Annotated in this window: 25 protein-coding genes and 1 pseudogene; 10 read left to right on the top strand and 16 right to left on the bottom strand. The window is 65.2% G+C overall.

Annotated features, from left to right (window positions below):
- Positions 1-3: 3 nt before the first annotated feature.
- From BLW48_RS06430 to BLW48_RS06440, 3 genes are all read right to left on the bottom strand, one after another.
- Positions 4-393 carry a hypothetical protein gene (locus BLW48_RS06430; protein ID WP_093173497.1) on the bottom strand — a complete coding sequence of 130 codons (390 nt, stop codon included), beginning with the start codon at positions 391-393 and terminating at the stop codon, positions 4-6.
- Positions 394-398: 5 nt separating this feature from the next.
- Complete coding sequence (locus BLW48_RS06435) at positions 399-2,735, bottom strand: type VI secretion system Vgr family protein (RefSeq protein WP_093173499.1); 2,337 nt, start codon at positions 2,733-2,735, stop codon at positions 399-401.
- A 138-nt stretch (positions 2,736-2,873) separates the two neighbouring features.
- Complete coding sequence (locus BLW48_RS06440; protein ID WP_093074169.1) at positions 2,874-4,010, bottom strand: iron-containing alcohol dehydrogenase; 1,137 nt, start codon at positions 4,008-4,010, stop codon at positions 2,874-2,876.
- A gap of 141 nt (positions 4,011-4,151) precedes the next feature.
- Between BLW48_RS06440 and BLW48_RS06445 the strand changes: the two genes are divergently transcribed.
- Positions 4,152-5,066, top strand: coding sequence for an alpha/beta hydrolase (locus tag BLW48_RS06445; RefSeq protein ID WP_177142283.1), 915 nt, complete (start codon positions 4,152-4,154; stop codon positions 5,064-5,066).
- On the top strand, positions 5,063-5,953 hold the full coding sequence (locus BLW48_RS06450; protein ID WP_093173503.1) for a YbgC/FadM family acyl-CoA thioesterase: 891 nt from the start codon (positions 5,063-5,065) through the stop codon (positions 5,951-5,953). Before BLW48_RS06445 ends, BLW48_RS06450 begins: the two co-directional genes overlap by 4 nt.
- Before the next feature lie 2 nt (positions 5,954-5,955).
- On the opposite strand, the gene BLW48_RS06455 is transcribed toward BLW48_RS06450, so the two are convergent.
- Positions 5,956-6,873 (bottom strand): hypothetical protein, encoded by a 918-nt coding sequence (locus BLW48_RS06455; RefSeq protein ID WP_093173505.1) that lies wholly within the window; start codon positions 6,871-6,873, stop codon positions 5,956-5,958.
- Positions 6,874-7,020: 147 nt separating this feature from the next.
- Positions 7,021-8,019 (bottom strand): CAF17-like 4Fe-4S cluster assembly/insertion protein YgfZ, encoded by a 999-nt coding sequence (locus BLW48_RS06460; protein ID WP_256330738.1) that lies wholly within the window; start codon positions 8,017-8,019, stop codon positions 7,021-7,023.
- 53 nt (positions 8,020-8,072) lie between these two features.
- On the opposite strand from BLW48_RS06460, the gene mltG reads away from it, so the two are divergent.
- From mltG to BLW48_RS06495, 7 genes are all read left to right on the top strand, one after another.
- Positions 8,073-9,098 carry an endolytic transglycosylase MltG gene (gene mltG / locus BLW48_RS06465; protein ID WP_093173509.1) on the top strand — a complete coding sequence of 342 codons (1,026 nt, stop codon included), beginning with the start codon at positions 8,073-8,075 and terminating at the stop codon, positions 9,096-9,098.
- Complete coding sequence (gene tmk / locus BLW48_RS06470; protein WP_093173511.1) at positions 9,095-9,751, top strand: dTMP kinase; 657 nt, start codon at positions 9,095-9,097, stop codon at positions 9,749-9,751. The genes mltG and tmk overlap by 4 nt, the downstream gene beginning before the upstream one ends.
- Complete coding sequence (locus BLW48_RS06475; RefSeq protein WP_093056793.1) at positions 9,748-10,761, top strand: DNA polymerase III subunit delta'; 1,014 nt, start codon at positions 9,748-9,750, stop codon at positions 10,759-10,761. Before tmk ends, BLW48_RS06475 begins: the two co-directional genes overlap by 4 nt.
- Positions 10,758-11,135 (top strand): PilZ domain-containing protein, encoded by a 378-nt coding sequence (locus tag BLW48_RS06480; RefSeq protein WP_093056792.1) that lies wholly within the window; start codon positions 10,758-10,760, stop codon positions 11,133-11,135. The genes BLW48_RS06475 and BLW48_RS06480 overlap by 4 nt, the downstream gene beginning before the upstream one ends.
- A gap of 72 nt (positions 11,136-11,207) precedes the next feature.
- Positions 11,208-12,014 (top strand): TatD family hydrolase, encoded by an 807-nt coding sequence (locus BLW48_RS06485; protein WP_093174146.1) that lies wholly within the window; start codon positions 11,208-11,210, stop codon positions 12,012-12,014.
- Positions 12,011-12,691, top strand: a complete 681-nt coding sequence (locus tag BLW48_RS06490) for an ankyrin repeat domain-containing protein (protein ID WP_093173513.1) — start codon at positions 12,011-12,013, stop codon at positions 12,689-12,691. Before BLW48_RS06485 ends, BLW48_RS06490 begins: the two co-directional genes overlap by 4 nt.
- Positions 12,685-12,900, top strand: coding sequence for a DUF4124 domain-containing protein (locus BLW48_RS06495; RefSeq protein WP_143047728.1), 216 nt, complete (start codon positions 12,685-12,687; stop codon positions 12,898-12,900). Before BLW48_RS06490 ends, BLW48_RS06495 begins: the two co-directional genes overlap by 7 nt.
- A gap of 233 nt (positions 12,901-13,133) precedes the next feature.
- Here BLW48_RS06495 and BLW48_RS06500 read toward each other — a convergent pair whose 3' ends face one another.
- The gene (locus BLW48_RS06500) at positions 13,134-13,871 is read right to left on the bottom strand and encodes an SDR family oxidoreductase (RefSeq protein WP_093173515.1); all 738 of its coding nucleotides are present in this window, start codon (positions 13,869-13,871) and stop codon (positions 13,134-13,136) included.
- 158 nt (positions 13,872-14,029) lie between these two features.
- Here BLW48_RS06500 and BLW48_RS06505 point away from each other — a divergent pair, with 158 nt between their 5' ends.
- The gene (locus BLW48_RS06505) at positions 14,030-14,470 is read left to right on the top strand and encodes a MarR family winged helix-turn-helix transcriptional regulator (RefSeq protein ID WP_256330717.1); all 441 of its coding nucleotides are present in this window, start codon (positions 14,030-14,032) and stop codon (positions 14,468-14,470) included.
- Between the two features lie 65 nt (positions 14,471-14,535).
- Here BLW48_RS06505 and BLW48_RS06510 read toward each other — a convergent pair whose 3' ends face one another.
- The 10 genes and pseudogenes from BLW48_RS06510 to BLW48_RS06555 all read right to left on the bottom strand — a co-directional run bounded on the left by BLW48_RS06510 (position 14,536) and on the right by BLW48_RS06555 (position 21,332).
- The gene (locus BLW48_RS06510; protein WP_093173519.1) at positions 14,536-15,198 is read right to left on the bottom strand and encodes a carboxymuconolactone decarboxylase family protein; all 663 of its coding nucleotides are present in this window, start codon (positions 15,196-15,198) and stop codon (positions 14,536-14,538) included.
- Positions 15,199-15,322: 124 nt separating this feature from the next.
- Entirely contained in the window at positions 15,323-15,646 is a 324-nt protein-coding gene (locus tag BLW48_RS06515) for a hypothetical protein (protein ID WP_093173521.1), read from the bottom strand.
- 53 nt (positions 15,647-15,699) lie between these two features.
- A pseudogene (locus BLW48_RS06520) lies at positions 15,700-15,963 on the bottom strand (antibiotic biosynthesis monooxygenase); the annotation flags it as partial.
- A gap of 86 nt (positions 15,964-16,049) precedes the next feature.
- Complete coding sequence (locus BLW48_RS06525) at positions 16,050-16,790, bottom strand: SDR family oxidoreductase (RefSeq protein WP_093173525.1); 741 nt, start codon at positions 16,788-16,790, stop codon at positions 16,050-16,052.
- Positions 16,791-16,812: 22 nt separating this feature from the next.
- The gene (locus BLW48_RS06530) at positions 16,813-17,844 is read right to left on the bottom strand and encodes an amidohydrolase family protein (protein WP_093173527.1); all 1,032 of its coding nucleotides are present in this window, start codon (positions 17,842-17,844) and stop codon (positions 16,813-16,815) included.
- A gap of 27 nt (positions 17,845-17,871) precedes the next feature.
- Positions 17,872-18,567, bottom strand: coding sequence for a type 1 glutamine amidotransferase domain-containing protein (locus BLW48_RS06535; RefSeq protein ID WP_093173529.1), 696 nt, complete (start codon positions 18,565-18,567; stop codon positions 17,872-17,874).
- Positions 18,568-18,593: 26 nt separating this feature from the next.
- On the bottom strand, positions 18,594-18,893 hold the full coding sequence (locus BLW48_RS06540) for a superoxide dismutase (RefSeq protein WP_093074202.1): 300 nt from the start codon (positions 18,891-18,893) through the stop codon (positions 18,594-18,596).
- 25 nt (positions 18,894-18,918) lie between these two features.
- The gene (locus BLW48_RS06545) at positions 18,919-19,488 is read right to left on the bottom strand and encodes a flavodoxin family protein (RefSeq protein WP_093173531.1); all 570 of its coding nucleotides are present in this window, start codon (positions 19,486-19,488) and stop codon (positions 18,919-18,921) included.
- Between the two features lie 214 nt (positions 19,489-19,702).
- On the bottom strand, positions 19,703-20,398 hold the full coding sequence (locus tag BLW48_RS06550; RefSeq protein WP_093173533.1) for a helix-turn-helix transcriptional regulator: 696 nt from the start codon (positions 20,396-20,398) through the stop codon (positions 19,703-19,705).
- A 1-nt stretch (position 20,399) separates the two neighbouring features.
- A complete protein-coding gene (locus BLW48_RS06555; RefSeq protein WP_093173535.1) occupies positions 20,400-21,332 on the bottom strand; it encodes an NAD(P)-dependent alcohol dehydrogenase in 933 nt (310 codons plus the stop codon).
- Between the last annotated feature and the right edge of the window lie 265 nt (positions 21,333-21,597).

The following is a 21,597-nucleotide window of genomic DNA, read 5'->3' on the forward strand; positions in this document are numbered from 1 at the left end:
GGATCAGCGGGGAATGGTCGTGGTCGACTGGCGGCGGTCGATGGCCACGGCCGTCGAATCGGCCGGGTCGATCAGCACATGAATCGTCTGGCCGGGCATGAAATTGACCACCAGCTCGCGCGCGATGCGGGTCTTGAACATCTGCTCGAGCGGTGGACGGCCAGCCAGCTCGGCGGTGCGCACGCGCAGTTCGACGTCGTTGTCGTAGGTGCCCTGTGCTAGCTCCCGCAGGGCAAGCACCTGGGCGCTGGCGGGCTGGCCTTGCTTCACCAGGCGCTCATAGCGCTGCGCTTCCTCGCGATACGGCCTGTTGTTGCGCACCGTGTGCACGACCACGAACACCAGGAAGACAACGATCAGAACACCAGAAATCAGGGGCAACCAGAATTGCATGGGCGCTAGCTGAAGATGCTCATGACCTTGGCCTGGATCGCCAGCCCGCCGCTGCGGATCTTGGCGCCAGCGGCCTTCACGTTGGCGCCCGAGGCTTCGAGGCTGAGCCCGTTGTCCTTGTTCTTGAAGGCCGAGATGTCGATCTTCACGGTTGCCAGCTGCAGGTTGAGGGCAGCGTAGATCTGCGCTCTTGCGCCCCAGACGTCGAAGGAGGTTGCCACCGCGCCGAAGCGGAAGACGCAGCCGCTGGCGCGCGCGATCCGCCAGTTGTTCTCCTGGGAGGAGCTGATGGTGTGTTGGGGCACGTTGAAGGTGACCTTCGGCGCGTTCACGATGATCTCGACGCTGACGTTTTCGGTGACAGTGCCGGTGATGTTGCGGGTCTCGCCTGCTGTGATGTTCTCCGTGCGTGGCCCCTTGGTGGTGAGCATCTCCGCGCCGTCCACCGTGGCCGTGAGGCCGCCGGTGATGGTCCACGTTGCGCCGCCGGTGGTGGTGCGGGTCTCGCCGCCCGCAATGGTTTCGCTCTGGCCGCCGGTGATGCTGCGGGTTTCTCCGCCGGAAATCGTCTCGGTGCGGCCACCCGTCACGGTGCGCGTCTCGCCGCTGTGAATGGTCTCGTTTTCGCCGCCGTTGACCGTGCGGGTCTGCCCGCCGTTGATGGTCTCGACGCCGCCGCTGTTCACCAGCCGTTCTTCGCCGCCGTTGTAGGTGGCGGTTTCCTTGTCGGTGATGGTGGTGGTGCGTGTGCCGATGACGTCGAGCTTTTCGTTGACGTGGATGACGGAGGTGCGGTTGCCGCCCACGTCGCGCGTCTCGTCGGCTTCCACTTCCACATCGAGATTGCGCTCGGCGTGCAGCAGGATCTGCTCGGCGCCCGTGCGGTCTTCGAAGCGCAGCATGTTGGCCTGGTTGGCCGCGCCGCCGGTGCTGGAGCGCGTGAGGATGCCGCTGGCCGTGGCGTTGGCGGGCAGCTCCCATGGCGGCATCTGGTCGCTGTTGTAGACGCGGCCGGTGATGATGGGGCGGTCGGGCTCGCCACCGATGAAATCGACGATCACTTCCTGGCCCACGCGCGGCATGTGCATGGTGCCGTAGTTGGCGCCGGCCCAGTTGCTCGACACCCGCACCCAGCAGGAGCTGTTTTCGTCGGACTGGCCATAGCGGTCCCAGCGGAACTGCAGCTTCACGCGGCCGAAGCGGTCGGTCCAGATTTCTTCGGGGCCGACCACGGTGGCGGTCTGCGGGCCGTTGGTGCGCGGGCGCGGCGTGTTGCGCGCGGGGCGATAGGCCACGGTCGAGGGCAGCACGGTGAAGTCGAATTCGCACACCGATTCGGTGCTGCCGCCCGTGGAGTATTCGGGCTCCTGCAGGTCGTAGCGGGTTTCGGTGACGAGGTATTCGCGGTTGTCCGATTCGCGCGGGCAGTGCGTCATCTCGAACAGGTAGCCCGGCGCCATGCCGACCACGTTGGTGTGACCCGATGCCAGCTCGTGCGCGCACTGCAGCTCCTGCAGGCGGATCTTTGCGTAGGCGTCGCCCTGCTGGTGCTCGCTGTAGCCGCCGAGCCATTCATAGACCTCGTAGGTCGAATGCTCGTGGGCCTTCGGGTCTTGTTGCACGCTTTGCAGCGAGGCGCGCGACTTCTTGAAGTCGAAGTCGTCGAGCATCACGCGGCCGGAGGTGATCTGCTCGGACACGCGCCACTGGTCGATGCAGGGCTCCATCGCATTGAGCACGCGGTCGCGCGGGCGGTAGGTAATGCTGGCGTGGCCGGGCAGCGGCTTGTAGCCGCCTGCATCGTCGGCCAGCACCAGCAGGTGCGATCCGTTGCTGTGCTCGAAGTGGTAGGCGATGCCTTCGTGCTCCATGAGGCGGCTCACGAAGGCGAAGTCGCTTTCCTGATACTGCACGCAGTACTCCTGGGCGGAGTAGCTGCCTGTGAGGCGCTTCTCGAACTGGAAGCCGTACTTGCCCAGCACCTCGTCGAGCACCTCGGGCACGCTCTTGTTCTGGAAGATGCGGCAGTCGGTGGTGCGCGTGAGGTACCACAGCCAGGGCTGCACGAGCGCGCGGTAGATGTAGTGGCGGCCGGTTTCGTTGGCGCGGCCCACCAGCTCGAAGCGCACCACGGTGCCGTTGAGAAAACGCGGCGCGCCTTCGTCGGCGAGTTCCAGCGTGAGCGAAGTGCCGAGCAGTTGCTTCAGGTCGAGGCTGAAGCTGGTGCTGACCATGTCCACTTCGAACTCGAAGAGTTGCGAGAGGCCTTCCTGTCCCCGCATGGAGCGGAACTTGAGCTGCTCGGCGCTCAGGACGGTGTGGACTTGGACGGTACGCGGCATTCGGAACTTCCCTGACCCTTGGGCTTCTGCGGCTGAGAAACCTTCGGTGACAGTCTAGAAATTCCTTATGTCACATAAATGACGCGAGGGGCGCAGAAGGGCGCCTTTCTCCTCTGAAACAACGCGTAGAAGAAGCCCTTACATCGAGGCTTCGAGCATGGCCTTGTAGTCGTCGCGCGTGGCCAGGCGCGGGTTGGTCTTGTGGCAGTGGTCGGCCATTGCGCCGTCGATGATCTTCTCGAACAGCGCGGGCGTTACGCCCACCTCAGCCAGGCCCTTGGGCAGGCCGAGGCGTGCGTTCATGTCGCGGATCGCGTCGCCGAGATCACCGGCCGAATCGAGGTGCATGGCCTGCGCCATGCGCTGCAGGCGCTGCTCTTTCTGCACCGATTCCGCGCCCGAATTGAAGTGGATCACCGCGGGCAGGAAGAGGGCGTTGAGCGTGCCATGGTGCAGGCGTGGATCGACGCCGCCCAGGCTGTGGCTCAGCGAATGCACGCAGCCCAGGCCCTTCTGGAAGGCCATGGCGCCCTGCATCGAGGCGCTCATGAGATTCAGGCGCGCCTCGCGGTCGCTGCCGTCTTTTGTTGCGCGCTCGATGTGGCCCCAGGCGCGCTCGAGCCCGTCGAGGCCGATGCCGTCGGCCGGCGGATTGAACGCGGCCGACATGAAGGTCTCCATGCAGTGCGCAATGGCATCCATGCCGGTGGCGGCCGTGAGCCTGGGCGGCAGGCCCAGCGTGAGCTCGGGGTCGCAGATCGCGGCCTTGGGCATCAGGAACCAGCTGTGAAAGCCGAGCTTGCGATGGTCGTCGACGATGACGATGGCACCGCGAGCCACCTCGCTGCCGGTACCGCTGGTGGTGGGCACCGCAATCAGCGGCACCGCGCGATCGGTGATCTTCGGCGAGCCGCCCTCGATGGTCGCGTAGGTCTTGAGCGGGCCCTCATGCGTGGCCGCAATGGCGACGCCCTTGGCACAGTCGATGGCGGAGCCGCCGCCCACGGCGATAAGGCCGTCGCAACGGCCGCTGCGATACAGCTCGACGGCCGCACGCACCGCGGCTTCGGTGGGGTTGGAAGGCGTCTGGTCGAAAACCGAAACCTCGAGATCAGCGATGGCGTCGAGCGCCTTCTGCAGCACGCCGGCTGCGCGTACGCCTGCATCGGTCACGATCAGCGGGCGGTTGATGCCGATGCGCGCGCATTCGCTGGACAACAGCTTGATCGCGCCGAACTCGAACTGGATCTGGGTGAGGTATTGGATGAGTGCCATGGGGATGAAGGCCTCCGGGAGTCCGGGGCAGTACGATTGCCGACCAGCCAAATCTAACAAGAGCGATCAGTCTTGCACACGAAAGAAACCCTTGCCGCTGTCGCGCCGGGAACACCTCCCGCCATACGACTTACCCCGAAGATGGCCAGCGTTGTCGAGCGCATGGCGCGCGCCGGCCACCCCACGCTCGACCAGCTCACGCCCGAGGAGGCCAAGGCTTCCTACGAAAAGGGCGCGGGCGTGCTCGAAGTGCCCAAGCCCGAACTGGCGCGGGTGGAAGACTTCACCATTCCCGCGCGCGACGACTTCGCCATCCCGGCACGGTTGTATGCGCCGTCCACCGATGTGCTGCCCGCGCTGATGTACTTTCATGGCGGCGGCTTCACCGTCGGCAATATCCGCACGCACGACACGCTGTGCCGCGTGCTGAGCGCCAAGAGCGGATGCGCGGTGGTGTCGGTGGACTACCGGCTCGCGCCCGTGCACAAGTTTCCGACGGCGTCGAACGATGCATGGGACGCCTTCGCCTTCCTGGCCCACGAGGGTAGACGCGTCGATGTCGACACGCGGCGCCTGGCGGTAGGCGGCGACAGCGCTGGCGGCACGCTCGCGGCCGTCTGCGCGATCCTTGCGCGAGATGCCGGCCTGCCGCTCGCGCTGCAGATGCTGATCTACCCCGGCATGACGGCCCATCAGGACACGGCCTCGCACCAGCGCCACGTCAACGGCCCGCTGTTGACCAAGGCGATGATCGATTTCTTCTTCGCGCAATACGTGCGCACGCCGGCCGACCGCGACGACTGGCGCTTTGCACCGCTGCTGGCCGACGACGTCGACGGCGTGGCGCCGGCCTGGATCGGTCTGGCCGAATGCGACCCGGTGGTTGATGACGGCATTGCCTATGCCGACAAGCTGCGCGCTGCGGGCGTGGCGGTCGACCTGGAAATCTACCGGGGCGTGATCCACGAATTCATCAAGATGGGGCGCGCTATTCCCGAGGCGCTGCAGGCGCAGGAGGATGCGGCCCGGGCACTCAAAGAAGCACTGACACCATGAGCGACACAACAGCTACCCAACGCAAGGATTTCCGTTTCTTCCACCGCCTGCGCGTGCGCTGGGCCGAAGTCGACATGCAGAAGATCGTCTTCAACGCGCACTACCTGATGTACTTCGACACCGCCATCGCGGACTACTGGCGCGCGCTGGCACTGCCGTACGAAGAGGCGATGCACGCGCTCGGCGGCGACCTCTACGTGCGCAAGGCCACGATCGACTTTCGGGCCTCGGCCCGTATGGACGACGTGCTCGACGTGGGCATGCGCTGCACGCGCATCGGCAATTCGTCGATGGTGTTCGAGGGCGGGCTGTTCCGGCAGGACCAGTTCCTGGTGGGCTGCGAACTGGTCTACGTGTTTGCCGACCCGGCCACGCAGACCTCGAAGCCGGTGCCGGCGCCGCTGCGCGAGGTGCTGACCGGCTATGAGGCCGGCGAGCGCATGAGCACCGTCGAGACGGGCGACTGGGCCACGCTGGGCGAAGGCGCGAGCGCTTTGCGGCGCGCGGTGTTCATCGAGGAGCAGAACATTCCCGAAGCGATGGAGTGGGACGAGCACGATGCCGTGGTGCTGCACGCGGTGGCGCGCAACCGCATCGGGCAGGTCATTGCCACGGGCCGGTTGCTGCCGGCCGAGAACGGCGTCTCGCACATCGGGCGCATGGCGGTGCATCGCAATCTGCGCAGCGGTGGGCACGGCGCTGCCGTGATGCAGGTGCTCGAAGAGGCCGCCAGGGCCCGCGGCGATAGCGTGGTGGCGCTGAACGCGCAGCGCAGCGCCGAGCGCTTCTATGCGCGGCTGGGCTATGTGCCGCATGGCGATGGCTTCGAAGAGGCCGGCATCCCGCATATCGAGATGCGTCGGTCTCTTCTTTCTTCTTCTCAATAGCTTCAATAGCGGCTGGGTGGGTCCGGCACGTAGCCCGGGTCCGAACCCGGGAACGGCGATGGGCCCGCGGGACGCGGCCAGCGCGGCGGAGGCGGCACCGGAATCACGCCCGCGGCGACGAGGTTCTCGCGGCTGTCGTAGCGGATGCGCACCACCTCGTCGGGCGAGGACTGCGCGCGCTCGAAGGTGGTCTTGCCCACGTACGAGGTCTCGCGGCGGCCGTGGGCGGTGCCCAGGCTCGGGCTTGGGGCTGCCTGGCGAGCCATGCTGCCCGAGGCGGATGCCTCCGCAGCGGGTGCGCTGTCTGCCGAGCCGGCCTTCGCACGCGCATCGCTTTGGTACGACGACGATGACTCGCTGCGGCGCTCGCGTTCGCCGTATTCGTCGCGGCGCGGGTATGGCGTGATGGGGGGCGGAAGCGGCTCGGGCATGCGCTCGCGGAACATTGCGACGCCGATCACGCCCACGTCGTCGGGCCGGCCGGTGCGGCTTGCGTAGGAGTTGCTGGCCGCGGCGAATTCGAAGGCCGCGATCTGCGAGTCGCTCTTGCGCCAGCCTGTGATGTCGCTGCGCTCGCTTGCGCTGAACACATAGCCGTTCTGCCCGACGCCCGCGGTTTCGCCGGTAACGACGTTGACGCCGTCCACCGACATCACGGCCATGATGCGTTCGCCCATCGCGTTGCGCGCCCGGATGGCGTAGCGCGCGCCGGGACGGCCGGCCACCCAGTATTCGCCGCGGTGGCGGTAGATCGGCAGTTCCGCGCCGGTGCCGCGGTCGACCACGCTGATCTGCATCAGCGAGCCGATGCGGCTGGACGGCGTGGGCGGAGCGTAAGACCGCTCTGGGCTCTGCGCGCAGGCCGAGAACGAAGCCACGGCGCTCAGGGCCAGGGCGGTGGAGAAGAATCTGCGCTTCATGGTGTGTCTTCCTTGCCAGGAGTTGATCGGTGCAGGCTTCTACGGCGCAGCATCGGCGGCAGGGTTAAACGACGCGCAAAAAAATGGCGCTATCTGTTCGATAGCGCCGAGCGCCCCTTTTCTTCAAGGGCGTTGGGGGTAAGGGGCTCAGATGTCTTCGAGCAAGGGGTAGGGCAGCGGCTCGACGGTGAGGGCTGCGCCATCGGCCGATCCGACGCGCAAGCCACCGGCTTCGAGCGCGGCGATCTGCATGGAGATCAGCGCGGACCAGCCGCCATCGGGAGCCGGCGCAGCTTGCGCCACGGTACCCACGGGCTGATCGGCGTCGCCCGCGGCGAACACTTCCTGCCCGGCGGACACGGGGGCATCGGCCTGCACGAGGTAGGTGCGGCGCTTGAGCGTGCCGCGGAACTGGCTGCGCGCGACCACTTCCTGGCCGGGGTAGCAGCCCTTCTTGAAGTTCACGCCGCCGACCGATTCGTAGTTGATCATCTGCGGCACGAAGGCTTCGATGACCGGCGTGGTCAACGTCACGATGCCGCTGCGGACTTCGCTCCATTGCCACAGGCTGGCGTCGACCGCCGGGCCCACGGGGGCGGCATGGCCGGCCGGCGCGATCCAGAGCGCGCGCGGGACGCCGTCGGCGGGGTACAGCGACACGGCACTGACCTCGTCGCCGACTGCCGTGCGCTTGCCGGGCAGCGCGGTGGCGTCAAGGCCGTTGCCAGTCAATGCCGTGCCGGCCAGGCCGTACAGCGCAAATTGTTCGGTGGCGTCGGTCAGCTTGACCTTGGCGCGCAGTACGAACATCGACAGGCGCTTGAGCGTGGCGGCCAGGATGTCGCGGCTGCACACCAGCAAGATCAGTTCGGGTTGCGGCTTGATGCCGATGAAACTTGCGATCACACGGCCCTTGGCAGTGCACAGCGCGGCCAGGCGGGCGTCGGAGGCGCCTTGCAGCGAGAAGTCTTGTGTCAGCTGGCCGTGCAGGAAGCTGGCGGCATCGGGGCCCTCTGCACGGATCACACCAAGGTGGGAGAGGGCGGTCACGCCATTGAGAGCGACAGTGGTCATCGCTGAATTATCATGGCCGTGCCTGTTCCTTCGGGTCGGCAGGGGCTCCCACCCTGCAACCTGCAAGGCCACCGGTTTTTTCATCTCCTCCTCCGGCTTTTTCCCGTCATCCCCACATCGGATCCGTGCGCAGCTTCTTCCTCACGCTTTTCCTGCTCGCCGCCCTGATTGCGCTTGCGCTCGGCGGCGCTGGCCTCTGGTGGGTGCACCAGCCGCTCAAGCTGCCCGCGCCCACCGTCGATCTGTCGGTCGAGCCCGGCACCACTCCGCGCGGCATTGCGCAGGCCGTGGCCGACACGGGCGTCGACGTGCAGCCGCAGCTGCTCTACCTGTGGTTCCGCGTTTCGGGGCAAGACCGCCAGATGCGCGCCGGCAGCTACGAGCTGGAGCGCGGCATTACGCCCAAGCTGCTGCTCAACATCCTGGTGCGCGGCGAGGAGGCCACTCGCAGCCTTGTGCTGGTCGAGGGCTGGAACATCCGCCAGGTGCGCGCCGCGCTCGCCAAGGCCGACCAGCTCAAGCCCGACAGCGTGGGCCTGACCGACGAGGCGCTGATGGCCAAGCTCGGCAAGCCGGGCATGCACCCGGAAGGGCGCTTCTTCCCGGACACGTACACCTACTCGAAGGGCTCGACCGACATCGCCCTGCTGCAGCGCGCGATGCGGGCCATGGACAAGAAGCTCGAAGCCGCCTGGGCCGCCCGCGCCTCCGATCTGCCGTTGAAATCGGCCGATGAGGCGCTTATTTTGGCCAGCATTGTCGAAAAGGAGACAGGCAAGGCCAATGACCGCGCGGAAATCGCGGCCGTCTTCACCAACCGTTTGCGCATCGGCATGCCGTTGCAGACCGACCCGACGGTGATCTACGGCATGGGCACGGCCTTTGAAGGCAACCTGCGCAAGAAAGACCTGCAGACCGATACGCCCTGGAACACCTACACCCGCGGCGGGCTGCCGCCCACGCCGATTGCCATGCCTGGCAAGGCCGCGCTGCTGGCGGCGGTGCAGCCGGCGCAGAGCAAGTCGCTGTACTTCGTGTCGCGCGGCGACGGCACCAGCCAGTTCAGCAGTTCGCTCGACGACCACAACCGCGCGGTCAACCAATATCAGCGCGGCGGCGGCAGTCCCAACAAACCGAAGGCGACCCAATGAGTGACAACGGTCTGTTTCTGACGCTGGAAGGCATCGATGGCGCCGGCAAGTCGAGCCATCTCGATGCGCTGGAAGCGCTGTTCAGGGCGCAGGGCCGTGAAGTCGTGCGTACGCGCGAGCCCGGCGGCACGCCTCTGGCCGAGACGCTGCGTGGGCTGATTCTCGAAAAGCCGATGGACCCGCTGACCGAATCGCTGCTGGTGTTCGCGGCGCGGCGCGATCACATCGTGCAGGTCATCGAGCCGGCACTGGTGCGTGGCGATGTGGTGCTGTGCGACCGGTTCACCGATGCGACCTTCGCCTATCAGGGCGCGGGACGCGGCTTCGATGAAGCCGTGCTGTCGACGCTCGAGCAGTGGGTGCAGTCGGAGGCGGGCAGGGCGACATTGCTCCAGCCGCACATCACGCTGTGGTTCGACCTTGCGCCCGAGATCGCGGCGCAACGATTGGCCGGTGCTCGCGTGCCCGACAAGTTCGAAGCCCAGCCTGTCGAGTTTTTCAGCCGCGTCGCCCAGGGCTACGCGGCCCGTGCGGCCGCCGATGCGAAGCGCTTCGTGCGCATCGACGCCAGCCAGTCTCGCGACCAGGTCTGGCAGCAGGTTGAAACGGCGTTGGTGGCGCGTGGTGTGCTGAACGGTGGTGTCACTCGATGAGCGCTCCGGCACTGACTCCCTGGCTGCGCCGGCCGCTCGCGGAACTGCTGCGCCAGCGCGGCCATGCCTGGCTGCTGCAAGGCCCCTCCGGCATCGGCCAGTACGAACTGGCGCTGGCGCTCGCGTCCGCGTGGCTGTGCGAGCAGCCGACCGAGGAGGGCACCGCCTGCGGCCACTGTGCCAGCTGCCATGCCATCGAGGTCCGCACCCACGCCGACCTGTGCGTGCTGATGCCCGAAGTCGCCATGCAGGAGCTGAACTGGCCGCTCGACGAGAAGGCTCAGGCCGACATCGACGACAAGAAGCGCAAGGCCAGCCGCGAAATCCGCGTCGAGGCGATGCGCGATGCGGTCGGCTTCGCCCAGCGCACCAGCGCGCGCGGCCGCGGCAAGGTGGTGCTGGTGTATCCGGCCGAGCGCATGAACACGATCACCGCGAATGCGCTGTTGAAGACGCTCGAGGAGCCGGTCGGCGATGTGCGCTTCGTACTCGCCAGCGAGGCTGCGTGGCAACTGCTGCCGACCATCCGCAGCCGCTGCCTGGGCTTCACGCTGCCATGGCCCGAGACCGCCGAGGCCGAAGCCTGGCTGGCCGCGCAAGACGTGCCCGCCGCCGATGCGGCCGCCCTGCTGCGCGCTGCCGGCGGCCGGCCGAGCGACGCCTTGCGGCTTGCGCGCTCGGGCCAGTCACCCAAGGCATGGGCCTTGCTTCCCAAGGCGATGACGCGCGGCGACGTGGGTGCTCTGGCCGATCACGCGCCAGCGCAGGCCGTCGGTGCGCTGCAGAAGCTTTGCCACGACCTGATGGCTGTCGGCAACGGTGCCGAACCCCGGTTTTTCGATGCTGCCGATTTGCCTGCGGCCCCGTCCCGGCTGGCGCTGGCGCGCTGGTCGAAGTCGCTTGCAAGCGCCGCAAGAACCGCGGAACACCCGTTCAATGCGGGCCTCATGCTGGAAGCGCTTGTGAGCGAAGCGCGAACCACCCTAAACTCTGCCGCTCGTCGCCCATGAATCAACCCACAGCCCCCGCCGCCAACGCCACGCCCGCCCGGCCGAGCGTCATCCAGCTCGCCATCAAGGAAAAGGGTGCGCTGTACGCGGCCTACATTCCGCTGTTCGCGGAGGGCGGCATCTTCATTCCGACCACCCGCGAATACCGGCTCGGCGACGACGTCTACGTGCTTTTGACACTGCCGGAAGACCCGCAGCGCTATCCGGTGGCCGGCAAGGTCGCCTGGATCACGCCGTCGCGTGCGGCTGGCAACCGGGCGCCTGGCGTGGGCATTCGTTTTCCGTCCGACGAAAAGTCGCGCCAGTTGAAGGCGCGCATCGAGGCAGCATTGGGTGGCTCGATGGCGTCCGACCGCCCCACGCAAACTATCTGATCGGCTTCCCCATTGCGACCCGGCAAAGCCGGTGTTCGCGGTATTTCTGGCATGGGCCCGACAATCAGCGCCATGTTTACAGACTCTCACTGCCACCTCACGTTTCCCGAATTCGCGGGCCAGATGCCGCAGATCCGCGCCGCCATGGCCGCTGCGCAGGTTGACCGGGCGCTTTGCATCTGCACCAAGCTCGAAGAGTTCGATGAAGTGCAGGCCCTTGCTGCCAGCTACGACAACTTCTGGGCCAGCGTGGGCGTGCACCCCGACAACGAGGACATCGCCGAACCCAGCGTCGAAGACCTGGTACGGCTTTCAGCCCGGCCGCGCGTGGTTGCCATCGGCGAGACCGGCCTCGACTACTACCAGATGGAAGAACGCAAGGGAGGCCGCAGTATTGCCGACATGGAATGGCAGCGCGACCGTTTTCGCGTGCACATCCGCGCCGCGCAGCAGACCCGCAAGCCCTTGGTGATCCACACCCGCGAGGCCTCGGCCGACACGGTGGCGATCCTGAAGGAGGAGGGCGAGGACGGCGGCGGCAACGCGGCCGGCGGCGTGTTCCATTGCTTCACCGAAACCGCTGAGGTGGCACGCGCGGCGCTCGACCTGGGTTTCTACATCTCGTTCTCCGGCATCCTGACCTTCAAGAAGGCCCAGGACTTGCGCGACGTGGCCGCTTTCGTACCGCTGGATCGCATGCTGATCGAGACGGACAGCCCTTATCTCGCGCCCGTGCCGTACCGCGGCAAGACCAACAATCCGTCGTATGTGCCATTCGTGGCGCAACAGATCGCCGAGCTGCGAAAAGTGCCCGTAGAGGCCATCGCCAAGGCGACGAGCGACAACTTCGAAACATTGTTCAGGGACGTCAAATCATGAAAAACTACATTAAGAAGTCGATTTATCTCGTTGTCATTGCTGCATCTTTTGCAGCGCACGCAGGCTCGTTCGAGGATTTCTTCCGGGCCGTGCGCGGCGACAACGCCAGCAGCGTGCGCAGCCTGCTGCAGCGCGGGTTCGACCCGAACACGCGTGACGAACACGGCCAGACCGGCTTGCTGATCGCACTGCGCGAGCCGTCGCCGAAAGTCATCCAGGTGCTGATCGAGTCGCCGCAGACCAACGTGGATCTGGCCAACGCCAAGGATGAAACCCCGTTGATGCTGGCCGCGATCAAGGGCCAGCAGGACCTGGTCACGCAACTGCTGAAGCGCGATGCCGCGGTCAACAAGACGGGCTGGACGCCGCTGCATTACGCAGCCACCAGCGGCCAGTTGACCATCATGAAGGTGCTGCTCGACAACTACGCTTTCATAGACGCGCAATCGCCCAATGGCACCACGCCGCTGATGATGGCGGCGATGTACGGTTCGAGCGAAGCGGTGAAGCTGCTGCTGGCCGAGGGCGCCGATACGACGATGAAGAACCAGCTGGGCATGACGGCCGTCGACTTCGCGAACAAGGTGAACCGATCGGACACCGCGGCGATGATCACCGCGGCTGCGGCGGCACGGGCCAATGCGCCCAAGGCAATACCCAAGGACGGCAAATGGTGAGACAGGCAGGCGCCAAGTTGGCGGTCGGCTTGACGATGATGGGCCTTGCATCCGGCGCGATGGCACAGCACGCGATCTACAAGTGCGTTCAGGGTGGCAAGGTCGTTTACTCGAATGAGCCTTGTCTGGATGCAAAGAAGATCGAGATCAAACAGACGAAGGGTGTGAATTACGAAGGCAGAGGCTCTGGGCGCGCGCCGAAGCGCTAAGACAGCGGTTGGTGGTCGCTTGTTGAGTTCTCCATTCTGTACACAATGTGCATTATGTTAAATTGTGCACGCAGAATCCGCCGCACTGTTGTCGTATCCCATCATTGATGTCTACACATCGGCTGCAATGCCTGCTCGCTTCGAGTCCGCTGCATGTGGGCTGGGCCAGCCGTTCATGGTCCTCGACCAGGAGAATGCGATTCATCGGCAGCGATGCGGAAAGCCGGATAGGCTCAGCTGCCATTCATGCGCTGGAACAGCGCCTCGCCGTGCTGGCGCGTACCGATCGCCTGCCCGATCAGCACTTCGTCGCGGCCCTCATCGAGGAGCGTCAACGCTTCGGTTGCGAACGCTTCCGGGCTCATCATTCCGGCGCTCTTCGTGCCGTCGCTGCGGGTATCGCCACCCAGCGCGGTGTCGACGATGGGAGGCGCCAACTCCACCACCTTGACCGCGGTGTGGCGAAGTTGATGCCGCAAGCTTAGCGTGAACGAATGAAGTGCAGCCTTGGTGGCGCAGTACACGGGCACATCGGCCATCGGCGCAAAGGCCAGTCCGGACGTGACGTTGACGATGACAGCCCGCTCTTGCCTGCGCAACAGCGGCAGGAGCTCTCCGATGAGCTGCACCGGCGCGGTGAAGTTGATCGCGACTTCCTGCTCCAGGCCGTCCAGCGCGTGATCGCCGGTGAAGCTGCGGCGCGATTGAACGCCGGCATTGTTGAAGACGACGCTGAGGTCCGGATGCTCGGCTGCGATCCACTCGACCAGCGCCCTTCTGCTTTCGGCGTTGGTGACATCGCAGACTCGCGTGATCAGCGCCGGCTCGGTCGCCTGCGCGTGAGCCAGTGCCTCTTCGCCCCGGCCGCAGACGATGACGCGATTGCCGCGCGCAAGCAGTCCTTGCGCAAGCGCGAATCCGATGCCGCTGGAGCCCCCGGTAACGAGGATCGTGTGGTCGCGCAATGTCATGCTCTGGTCCTTTGAAACGAGAACGCCGGGTCCATCGCCCTCGATGGCTCTCGGCGCCGCTCTGATACGATCAAATGATGCCAAAATGACATCATGGTGTCAATGAGGCTTGATGGAGACATATGGCAAGAACGAAGCGAACCCCTGCAGGAGAAGCGATGAGCAGCTTGATGCTCGAGCTGTTCAGGCTCAACAGCCGCCTGCTGACAGCTGGCGACCGGCTGGTCGCGCCGCTCGGCCTCACGAGCGCCCGCTGGCAGATCCTCGGCACCATCTTCAAGGGCGAACACCCGCAGCCGGTGGCATGGCTCGCCCGCAACCTGGGTGCCAATCGGCAAAACGTGCAGCGGATCGTCAACGACCTCGAAAAGGAAGAGCTAGTCGCATTCGAGGCCAATCCTCACCACCGGCGGGCGCAGCTCGTGATCCTGACCGACAAGGGAAGGCAGGTCTACGCTGACGCAATGGCATTGCAGGCCCCATGGATCAACAGCCTCTCGGACGGGATTGCCGTGAACGACATCAAGACGATGCAAACGATCATGGCGTCGCTGCGGCAAAAGCTGGAGCAAGACACAGAGGAGGACGAGCCAAGCTGACCGTGGTCACCGGATTGATCAGGACATCGCGGGGGTCAGCCATGTGTGGACTCCTTCCAATCACTTCAACCCGCGGGCTGCGTCGCCAGGTGCCGCGCCAGCGCCTCGCGCGCACGCCGGGCGCTGGCGGCATCCACGCGATCGGCCAGCAGCTGCCCGAGTTGCTGCAGTTGCTGCGCCGACAGGCCGACGTTCATGCTGATGCGGATGTGCGCCTGCAACTGCGACTCGACGCCCGCGAGCGCGGCCAGCATGCTGACCGTGGCGACCTCGCGGCTTTGCCAGTCGAGGTTGTCGCGCTCGAAGATGTCGCCGAACAGATGGGTGCGGAGGTATTCGTTCGCCACGGGCGCGAAGTCGAACAGCGGCCCCTGCACCGGCGCACCCGACAGCTTGGTCTGGTTCGCGGTTCCCGCGGCCAGCAGGGCATCGCCCTTCGAAATCGGGCGGACAGGCGCGTGGCCCGGCGCATCCTTCACGCCGCGCTGCTTGCGCGCCTCCACGACCTTCATCAGTTCCGTGAGCGCATTGAGGCTGCGCGGAAAGCCGGCATAGGCATAGAGCTGCACCAGCACTTCCCTGGCATCGCTGACGGTCAGACCGGCGTCCAGCCCCTCGTTCAGTGCTGCGTTCAATTTGGCAATGTCGCCGGAGGCTGCGAAAGCCGCGATCGGCACGATGGCCTGCTGTGCGGCCGACAAGGTTTCGGAGGGGGATGTATTTGTCATGCGGGTCGACTCCTGGTTTTGCGATGCATGGCCGACGGAAGCCGTCAGCCCCGAGGCCATAGCGGCGGCCATGGCTGCCGCGGTGCGGCGCTTAACGTGCGTTGTATCGCTCAGCGCGACAGCGTCAGCCCGAAACCTGGTTGCAGCTCTTTGATTGCCGCTCTTGCGCAAGCAAGGTGGCTCTGCGCTCCGATTCGTTCATATGGCTCGATGCATCGATGTAGCGAGCGGCAATGGCAAAAGGTATGACGACCTTCCAGGAGTTGCTCTTGGCTTGCGCCGCACGCTCCTGCGTCACCTGCTCTTGCGCCAGCTGGTCTGCGATGGCCCGGCAATCGAGCGAGGAAAACTGCGATTCCGGCATGCCGCTTTTAGGGATGTTCGAGCAACCCGTCCCGAGCAGGACAAGCGGGAACGACAGCAACAACGCATATCTTTTATTGATCATTTATTTCTCTTTGAAGTGGAGGACGCCTCGGCTTGAACGGCATCGTTTTTCAGTTACGCGGTGCACAGGTTCGGCACAGCGACCTTCTGAAAGAGATGAGGCCGGGCGACCATCGACGCCGGATGTGCCTTGGCCTTCTCCCGGAAGCCGGGGTGCTTGAAGGCCGTGCGCCATGCCGCCGCAGATTCGAAGACGGCATAGTTGAGATAAGTTGGGCTGTCTCCCAGCGCGCGGTGAAGCTGTGTCGAGATAAAGCCCGGCTGGCTCTTCATGAAGGCGGCATCGGCGGCCCATGCCTCAAGGAACGTCGCTTCGTCACACATGTTTCCCTTCGGCACCAACTCCTGGTGTCGATGAGGAAGCTTGATTTGGACATGCGCTCGTGCCAGTTTCTGGCACCAGTTCAGAACTCCTGCCGTGTCGGTCGGAACAGGATTTCGTTGATGTCGACGTCTTCAGGCTGGCTCATGGCGAAGAGCACGCAGCGCGCAAAGCTGCTCGCGGGAATCGCATTGCGCTCGTAGAACGCCTGCATGGCCTGCGTCATGCCTTCTTCCTTGGTGGAGGCGGGCAGTTCCGTGTCCACCGCGCCCGGCGAGAGGATGGTGGAGCGGATGTTGTAGGGCTTCACCTCCTTGCGCAACCCTTCGGAAATCGCGCGCACGGCGAACTTGCTCGCGCTGTAGACCACGCCCCCCGCACTCACGATGTGGCCAGCCACCGACGAGACGTTGATGATCTGCCCACTCTTTTGCGTCTTCATGGGAGGCAGTGCCGCAGCGATGCCATGAAGCACGCCCTTGATGTTCACGTCGATGGTCTGGCTCCACTCGTCCACGCGCAGCATCTCCAGCGGCGAGAGCGGCATGACCCCGGCGTTGTTGAGCATCACGTCGATCCGGCCGTGGGATTCGATGGCACGGGCGACCAGCGCCTGGACCTGATCGAGGTGCGCGACGTCAGTCTGCACGACGCTCTCGGCACCGAGGCCGAGTTCTTCTGCCAGGGCCTGCAGGCGATCGAGCCGCCGTGCGCCCAAGACAACCTTGGCGCCGGCCCATACGAGATGGCGTGCCGTTTCCGCGCCCAGGCCGCTGCTGCCGCCGGTGATGACGACCACCTTGTTTTCGATTCCTTGGGTCATGTTTTTCTCACTTGAAGTTGGGTCACAGGCCCAGGAGACGCTCGGCATTGCCGTGGGCAATGAGGGCCTTGTCCGTGTCGCTCACCGGCAGGCGCTCGATGAAGGCTCGCGCGCCGTCCAGGCTTTGATACGGGTAGTCAATGGAATAAAGAATGCGCTCGGCGCCCATCAGCGCATGGATGAACTGGAAGTGCGGCAGCGTGAGCATGCCGCTGGGCGAGACGTACACATGCTCGCGGTAGGTCTGCACGATGGGACGCCTGAGGCCCGAGGCTTCCTGCGGGATGGAGTCTTCCAGCCGCTGCAGGAAGAACGGCACCATCTCGCCCCAGTGGCCGCTGATGACCTGCAGCCCGGGGTGCCGGTCGAAGGCACCCGCCAGCAGCATGCGCACCACCTGGACGCCCGATTCGTTGTGCCAGCCCCAGGCGAACATGGCCAGGCGCGCGCTGAGCTCGCGCTCGAGGCCGCCATAGTACGGCGCCTGCACGGCGGGCAGAGGCAGGCCGGGGTGCACGTACAGCGGCACCCTCAATTCGCTGAAGGCCGCAAGGATCGGCTCGTAACGCACATCATCCAGGAACGTGTCTCCGGGGCGGCCGTTGATGAGCGCGCCCTTGAGTCCGAGCTCTTTCACCGCCCGCTCCAGTTCGCGCGCAGCCGCCTCGGGCGCTTGCCAGGGCAACGTGGCAAAACCCGCGAAGCGCGCGGGATGCGCTTGCGCCGTTTCGGCCAGCTTGTCGTTGGCCGCACGGTTCAGCTCGATGGCCTCTGCGGCGGGCAGCAATTGCGGGAACCCGCCATAGGAGAGCACCTGCATGTCGATGCCGGCGGCATCCATGTCGGCCAGGCGCGCAGCCCCCATCTCCAGCGCCTTGCGAGCGGACTCGCTGGGCGCAATGACATGTGGGCGGCTCGGATCGGCCACGTTCTGGCCATCCACCACGCGGCTGCCCCAGTCGGCAAAGTAAGGCGCCTCGGCGCGCACCAGCGCCTGGGTGGCCCCGCCGATGGCACGGTCGAGCACGTGCTCTTCGACACAGATCAGTTTCACGCTATCCCCTTGAAAGCTTCAGCGGGGTCATGCCAACAGGGCGTCGCGCAGCGCGATGCCCAGGCTCGCCGCGGACTGCGGGTTCTGGCCGGTGATGAGCCGTCCGTCGACGACCACGTTGTCGGCCCAGTTGGCTGCGTTCTGATGCTGCGCGCCGCGTTCGTTGAGCGTGGACGCGAGCAGGAAGGGCACGACGTGCGTGGACTCCACCTCCTCTTCCTCGCCGTTGGTAAAGGCCGCCACCCGCTTGCCCGCCACCAGCAGGCTGCCATCGGCACGGCGCGCGTTGATCAGGGCCGCCGGGCCGTGGCACACGGCCGAGACGATGCCGCCGGCCGCATCGATCTCGCGGATGGCCTTCTGCGCGGCCGCGTTGTCGGGGAAGTCCCACATCGTGCCGTGGCCGCCCGCAAAGAAGATGGCCGAGTAGCGCGAGGGGTCCACGTCGTCGATGCGCAGCGTGTGGGAGATGGCGTGGCGGAAATCGGCATCGGCCCAGTAGCGGGCGATGACCGGGTCTTTCATGTCCTCCAGCCCATCCAGCGGGGCATCGCCACCGAGGATGGAGGCGAACTCCACCTGGATGCCGGCTGCCTGCAGCTTTTCCAGCGGATGGGTGACTTCGGCCAGGTTGTAGCCGGTGGGAATGCCCGTTGCGCCCTTCACGGCGTTGCTGCTGACGACGAAGAGGATGGGCTTGAGTTCGGAAGCTTGCTTGGTCATGGTCGTACGTTCCTGTGTTCGGCGCCTCAGGCGTTGCCTGGCGCAAAGAGCGATTCCCAGTTCAGGAAGGGCCCCAGCGGGATGACGTCCCAATCGAGAAGACCGGCCTTGGCGAGCGGAAATTCGCGCAGCGCTTTCAGCGCGGCATCGGCCGATTCGCACTCGGCAATGATGGCCACGCCGGGGCGGTCCTGACGGAAGTAGATGTCGCGCACGACGCCGCCCTTGTAGAGCTGCCAGGCGTGGCGGGCTTCGTCCTGCATGTGCGGCTGGTACTTTTCCAGGGTGGCGCCGGGCGCGGGGATGTCGAGGCAAAGAAATTTCATGAAAAGGCTCCTTGGTGAAAACGCATCAAGCGGGTTGAAGTCGGCGAACGGTCTTAGCCACACGCCTGCCCAGGTGGGCGGCGGTTTCCAGGTCGCTCGTGATGGGGGCGTCGTCCGGTCCCTGGTCGCCGTTGGACTGCGCCATGGCGCCGAGCCAACTGCCCAGGCGATTGAGGTCATGCACGCTGCCGCGGCTGCTGTCGTTGCCCGGCTTCAAGTCCAGACCTACCCACAACATGCCGTGCTGCGCCGCAAACAGCGCCATCGAGATCAGCGAGTGCAGCTTGTCGCCGTTTTGCGCACCCGAATTCGTGAAGCCGGCGGCCACCTTGTTGCGCCACTTCATGTCGTTCCAGACGGGCTTGGTGGAGGCCTCGCAGAACTGCTTGAAGCGCGCGCTCGGCGAGCCGTTGTAGGTGGGCGAACCAAAGACGATGGCGTCGCTCGCCTCGAGCACGTCCCAGGGGATGGCGCCTTCGGAAACGGCGATCAACTGCACCTGCGCGCCGGCCACCTCTCGCGCGCCTTCGGCGACGCTCTGGGCCTGCCTGGCTGTGTGGCCCCAGCCGCTGTCATGGACGATCGAAATCAGCATTGGGGTCTTTTCCATTTCAAGATTTCCTACGCTGTAGGGTGAGAGGAAGGTCCAGGGCGATCGAGTTGCAAAGCTCGCTTTGTCGCCCAGAATTCTCTGTTTTAGAGAAAATGTGATGCTAAGGTAGAAAAATACTATCCAATGTAGAAAAGCATTCCCCTGCGAGAAAGTTCGAATTCACCAATGGACTCGTCGAACGCGGCCGTGGACCGCGCTAGGCGCTGTCGGGCTGGTTGCAAGGAAGCCCGTCTCGCCATTCCTTGACAAGCTGCCGGCGCGCATGCGGGTAGCGTTCGTCCAGAAAATCGACCGTCACGATGCGGTCTGTGCGAATACGGCAGAAGTCGCCGCTCGACTCGCACCACGCGGCAATCAGCCGCTGCGATTCGACGAAGCCGAGCATGATCGGCCAGATGGTCCGCTGCGAAATGGCCCCGCTGTCGTCCGCGTACCCGATGTGCATCTTTCGCTGCTCGCGCATGGCCCGCCGTACCTGCGCCAGATCGAAGACCGAGGCTTCTTTTCTCTTGCGAAAGATGTAGAGCGCGTTGTCGTCCAACTCCGCTCTCATCTCGGCCGGGAGCACACCATTGATTTTTGCGAGCGCGTTCTGCACGGCAAGCGCCAGCGCTTCGTCGGCGTGGCGGCTGACCCATTGCGCACCGACCACGAGCGCCTGGACCTCTTCTTCCGTGAAAGACAGCGGCGGCAGCAAAAAATCGGGCCGAAGGATGTAGCCGACGCCGGCCTCGCCCTCGATGTGCGCCCCGATGGATTGCAGCGTGGCGATGTCGCGGCGGATGGTCCGCAGCGACACGCCCGTCTCGCGCGCCAGCACTTCGCCGGACACGGTTCCGCGATGCCGGCGAAGCACCTGCATGAGATCGAACAGGCGGTGGCTTCGCGACATGTCAGGCCATCGCCACGAGGCCCTTGCCGCCGAGCTTGCGGCCCGCTTCGAGCGCGGTGACGAGGCCGATCGCCTCGTTCAGGGGAACGATCTCGGCGATCGGCATCCGGAACCTGCCCTCCCCCGCGGCACGGGCGAGGCTGTCGAGAATGTCGGGCCGCGGCGTGCAGACGATCGGTTTGAGCCGCCGGTTGAAGACCGAACGGATGAACTTGCCCGGCGTGGGATCGAGGTCCAGGAACACGCCGTCCTCGCGCAGCAGGCCCAAGCCTTGGGCGGTCGTCATCGTGGCGGCCGTGTCGTAGACGACGTCGAAACGCTCGTGCAGCTTGGACAGGTCCGTTGTCCGATAGTCGAAGACGTTCTGCAGACCGAGGGCCCGCGCCCGTTCCATTGCTCCGGCGCTGCAGCTGCCCGAGACAATGGCCCCGTGCAATCGCGCAATCTGGACAGCCGCTTCGCCAACCGCCCCGGTGCAGCCGTTGATGAAGACATGCTGGCCGGCTGTCAGCTTCGCCTTGTCGACCAGCCCGTTCCACGCCGTGACGCCGGGGGTTCCAAGGCAAGCCGCATCTTCGAAGGAGACGTTGCCGGGCTTTACCGCCAAGGCGGTCTCGTTCGCGATCACGGCTTCTCCCAACGCGCCGCTTTCCTTGAAGCGCGCAAGCCCGAAGACAGCATCGCCAGGCGCAAAGCGCGTCACGCCAGGTCCGACGGAGATGACAGTGCCGGAGAAGTCGAACCCCATGGCACGAGGAAACGCCCTGCCCGTCACGATCTTCATCTGGCCGTTGCGCAGCTTCCAGTCGATGGGGTTGATGGCTGCGAACTTGACCTTCACGGCCACCTGTCCCTGGCCGGGCGTCGCCAACTCGAACTCGTCGAGCCGCATCAACTCCGGACCGCCGTACATGCCGTACTGAATGCGTTTCATGGCCGGCTGCTCCTCGCGAACGATTCAGTGCAGTCCGGGATCACCGCGCGCGCAATTTCCGCTGCGGCGCCATTGGCTTGAGTCACGATATTTCCTTGTGTTGCCTGAGAAATTTCAGTCTAGGCAGCGCTGGTGCCAGGTTTTGGCACCAGTCTTTTCGTGGCGCGTGCTCTCAAACCGATCCTTGTTGCCCTGCATTCCCACAGGAGCTTTCGGCAGGCATACTAAGTAGAAAAATACTATCCAATGTAGAAGCGCATTCCCA

It is taken from the genome of Variovorax sp. YR266 (assembly GCF_900107295.1).
In the GTDB taxonomy this organism is placed as follows: Bacteria; Pseudomonadota; Gammaproteobacteria; order Burkholderiales; family Burkholderiaceae_C; genus Variovorax.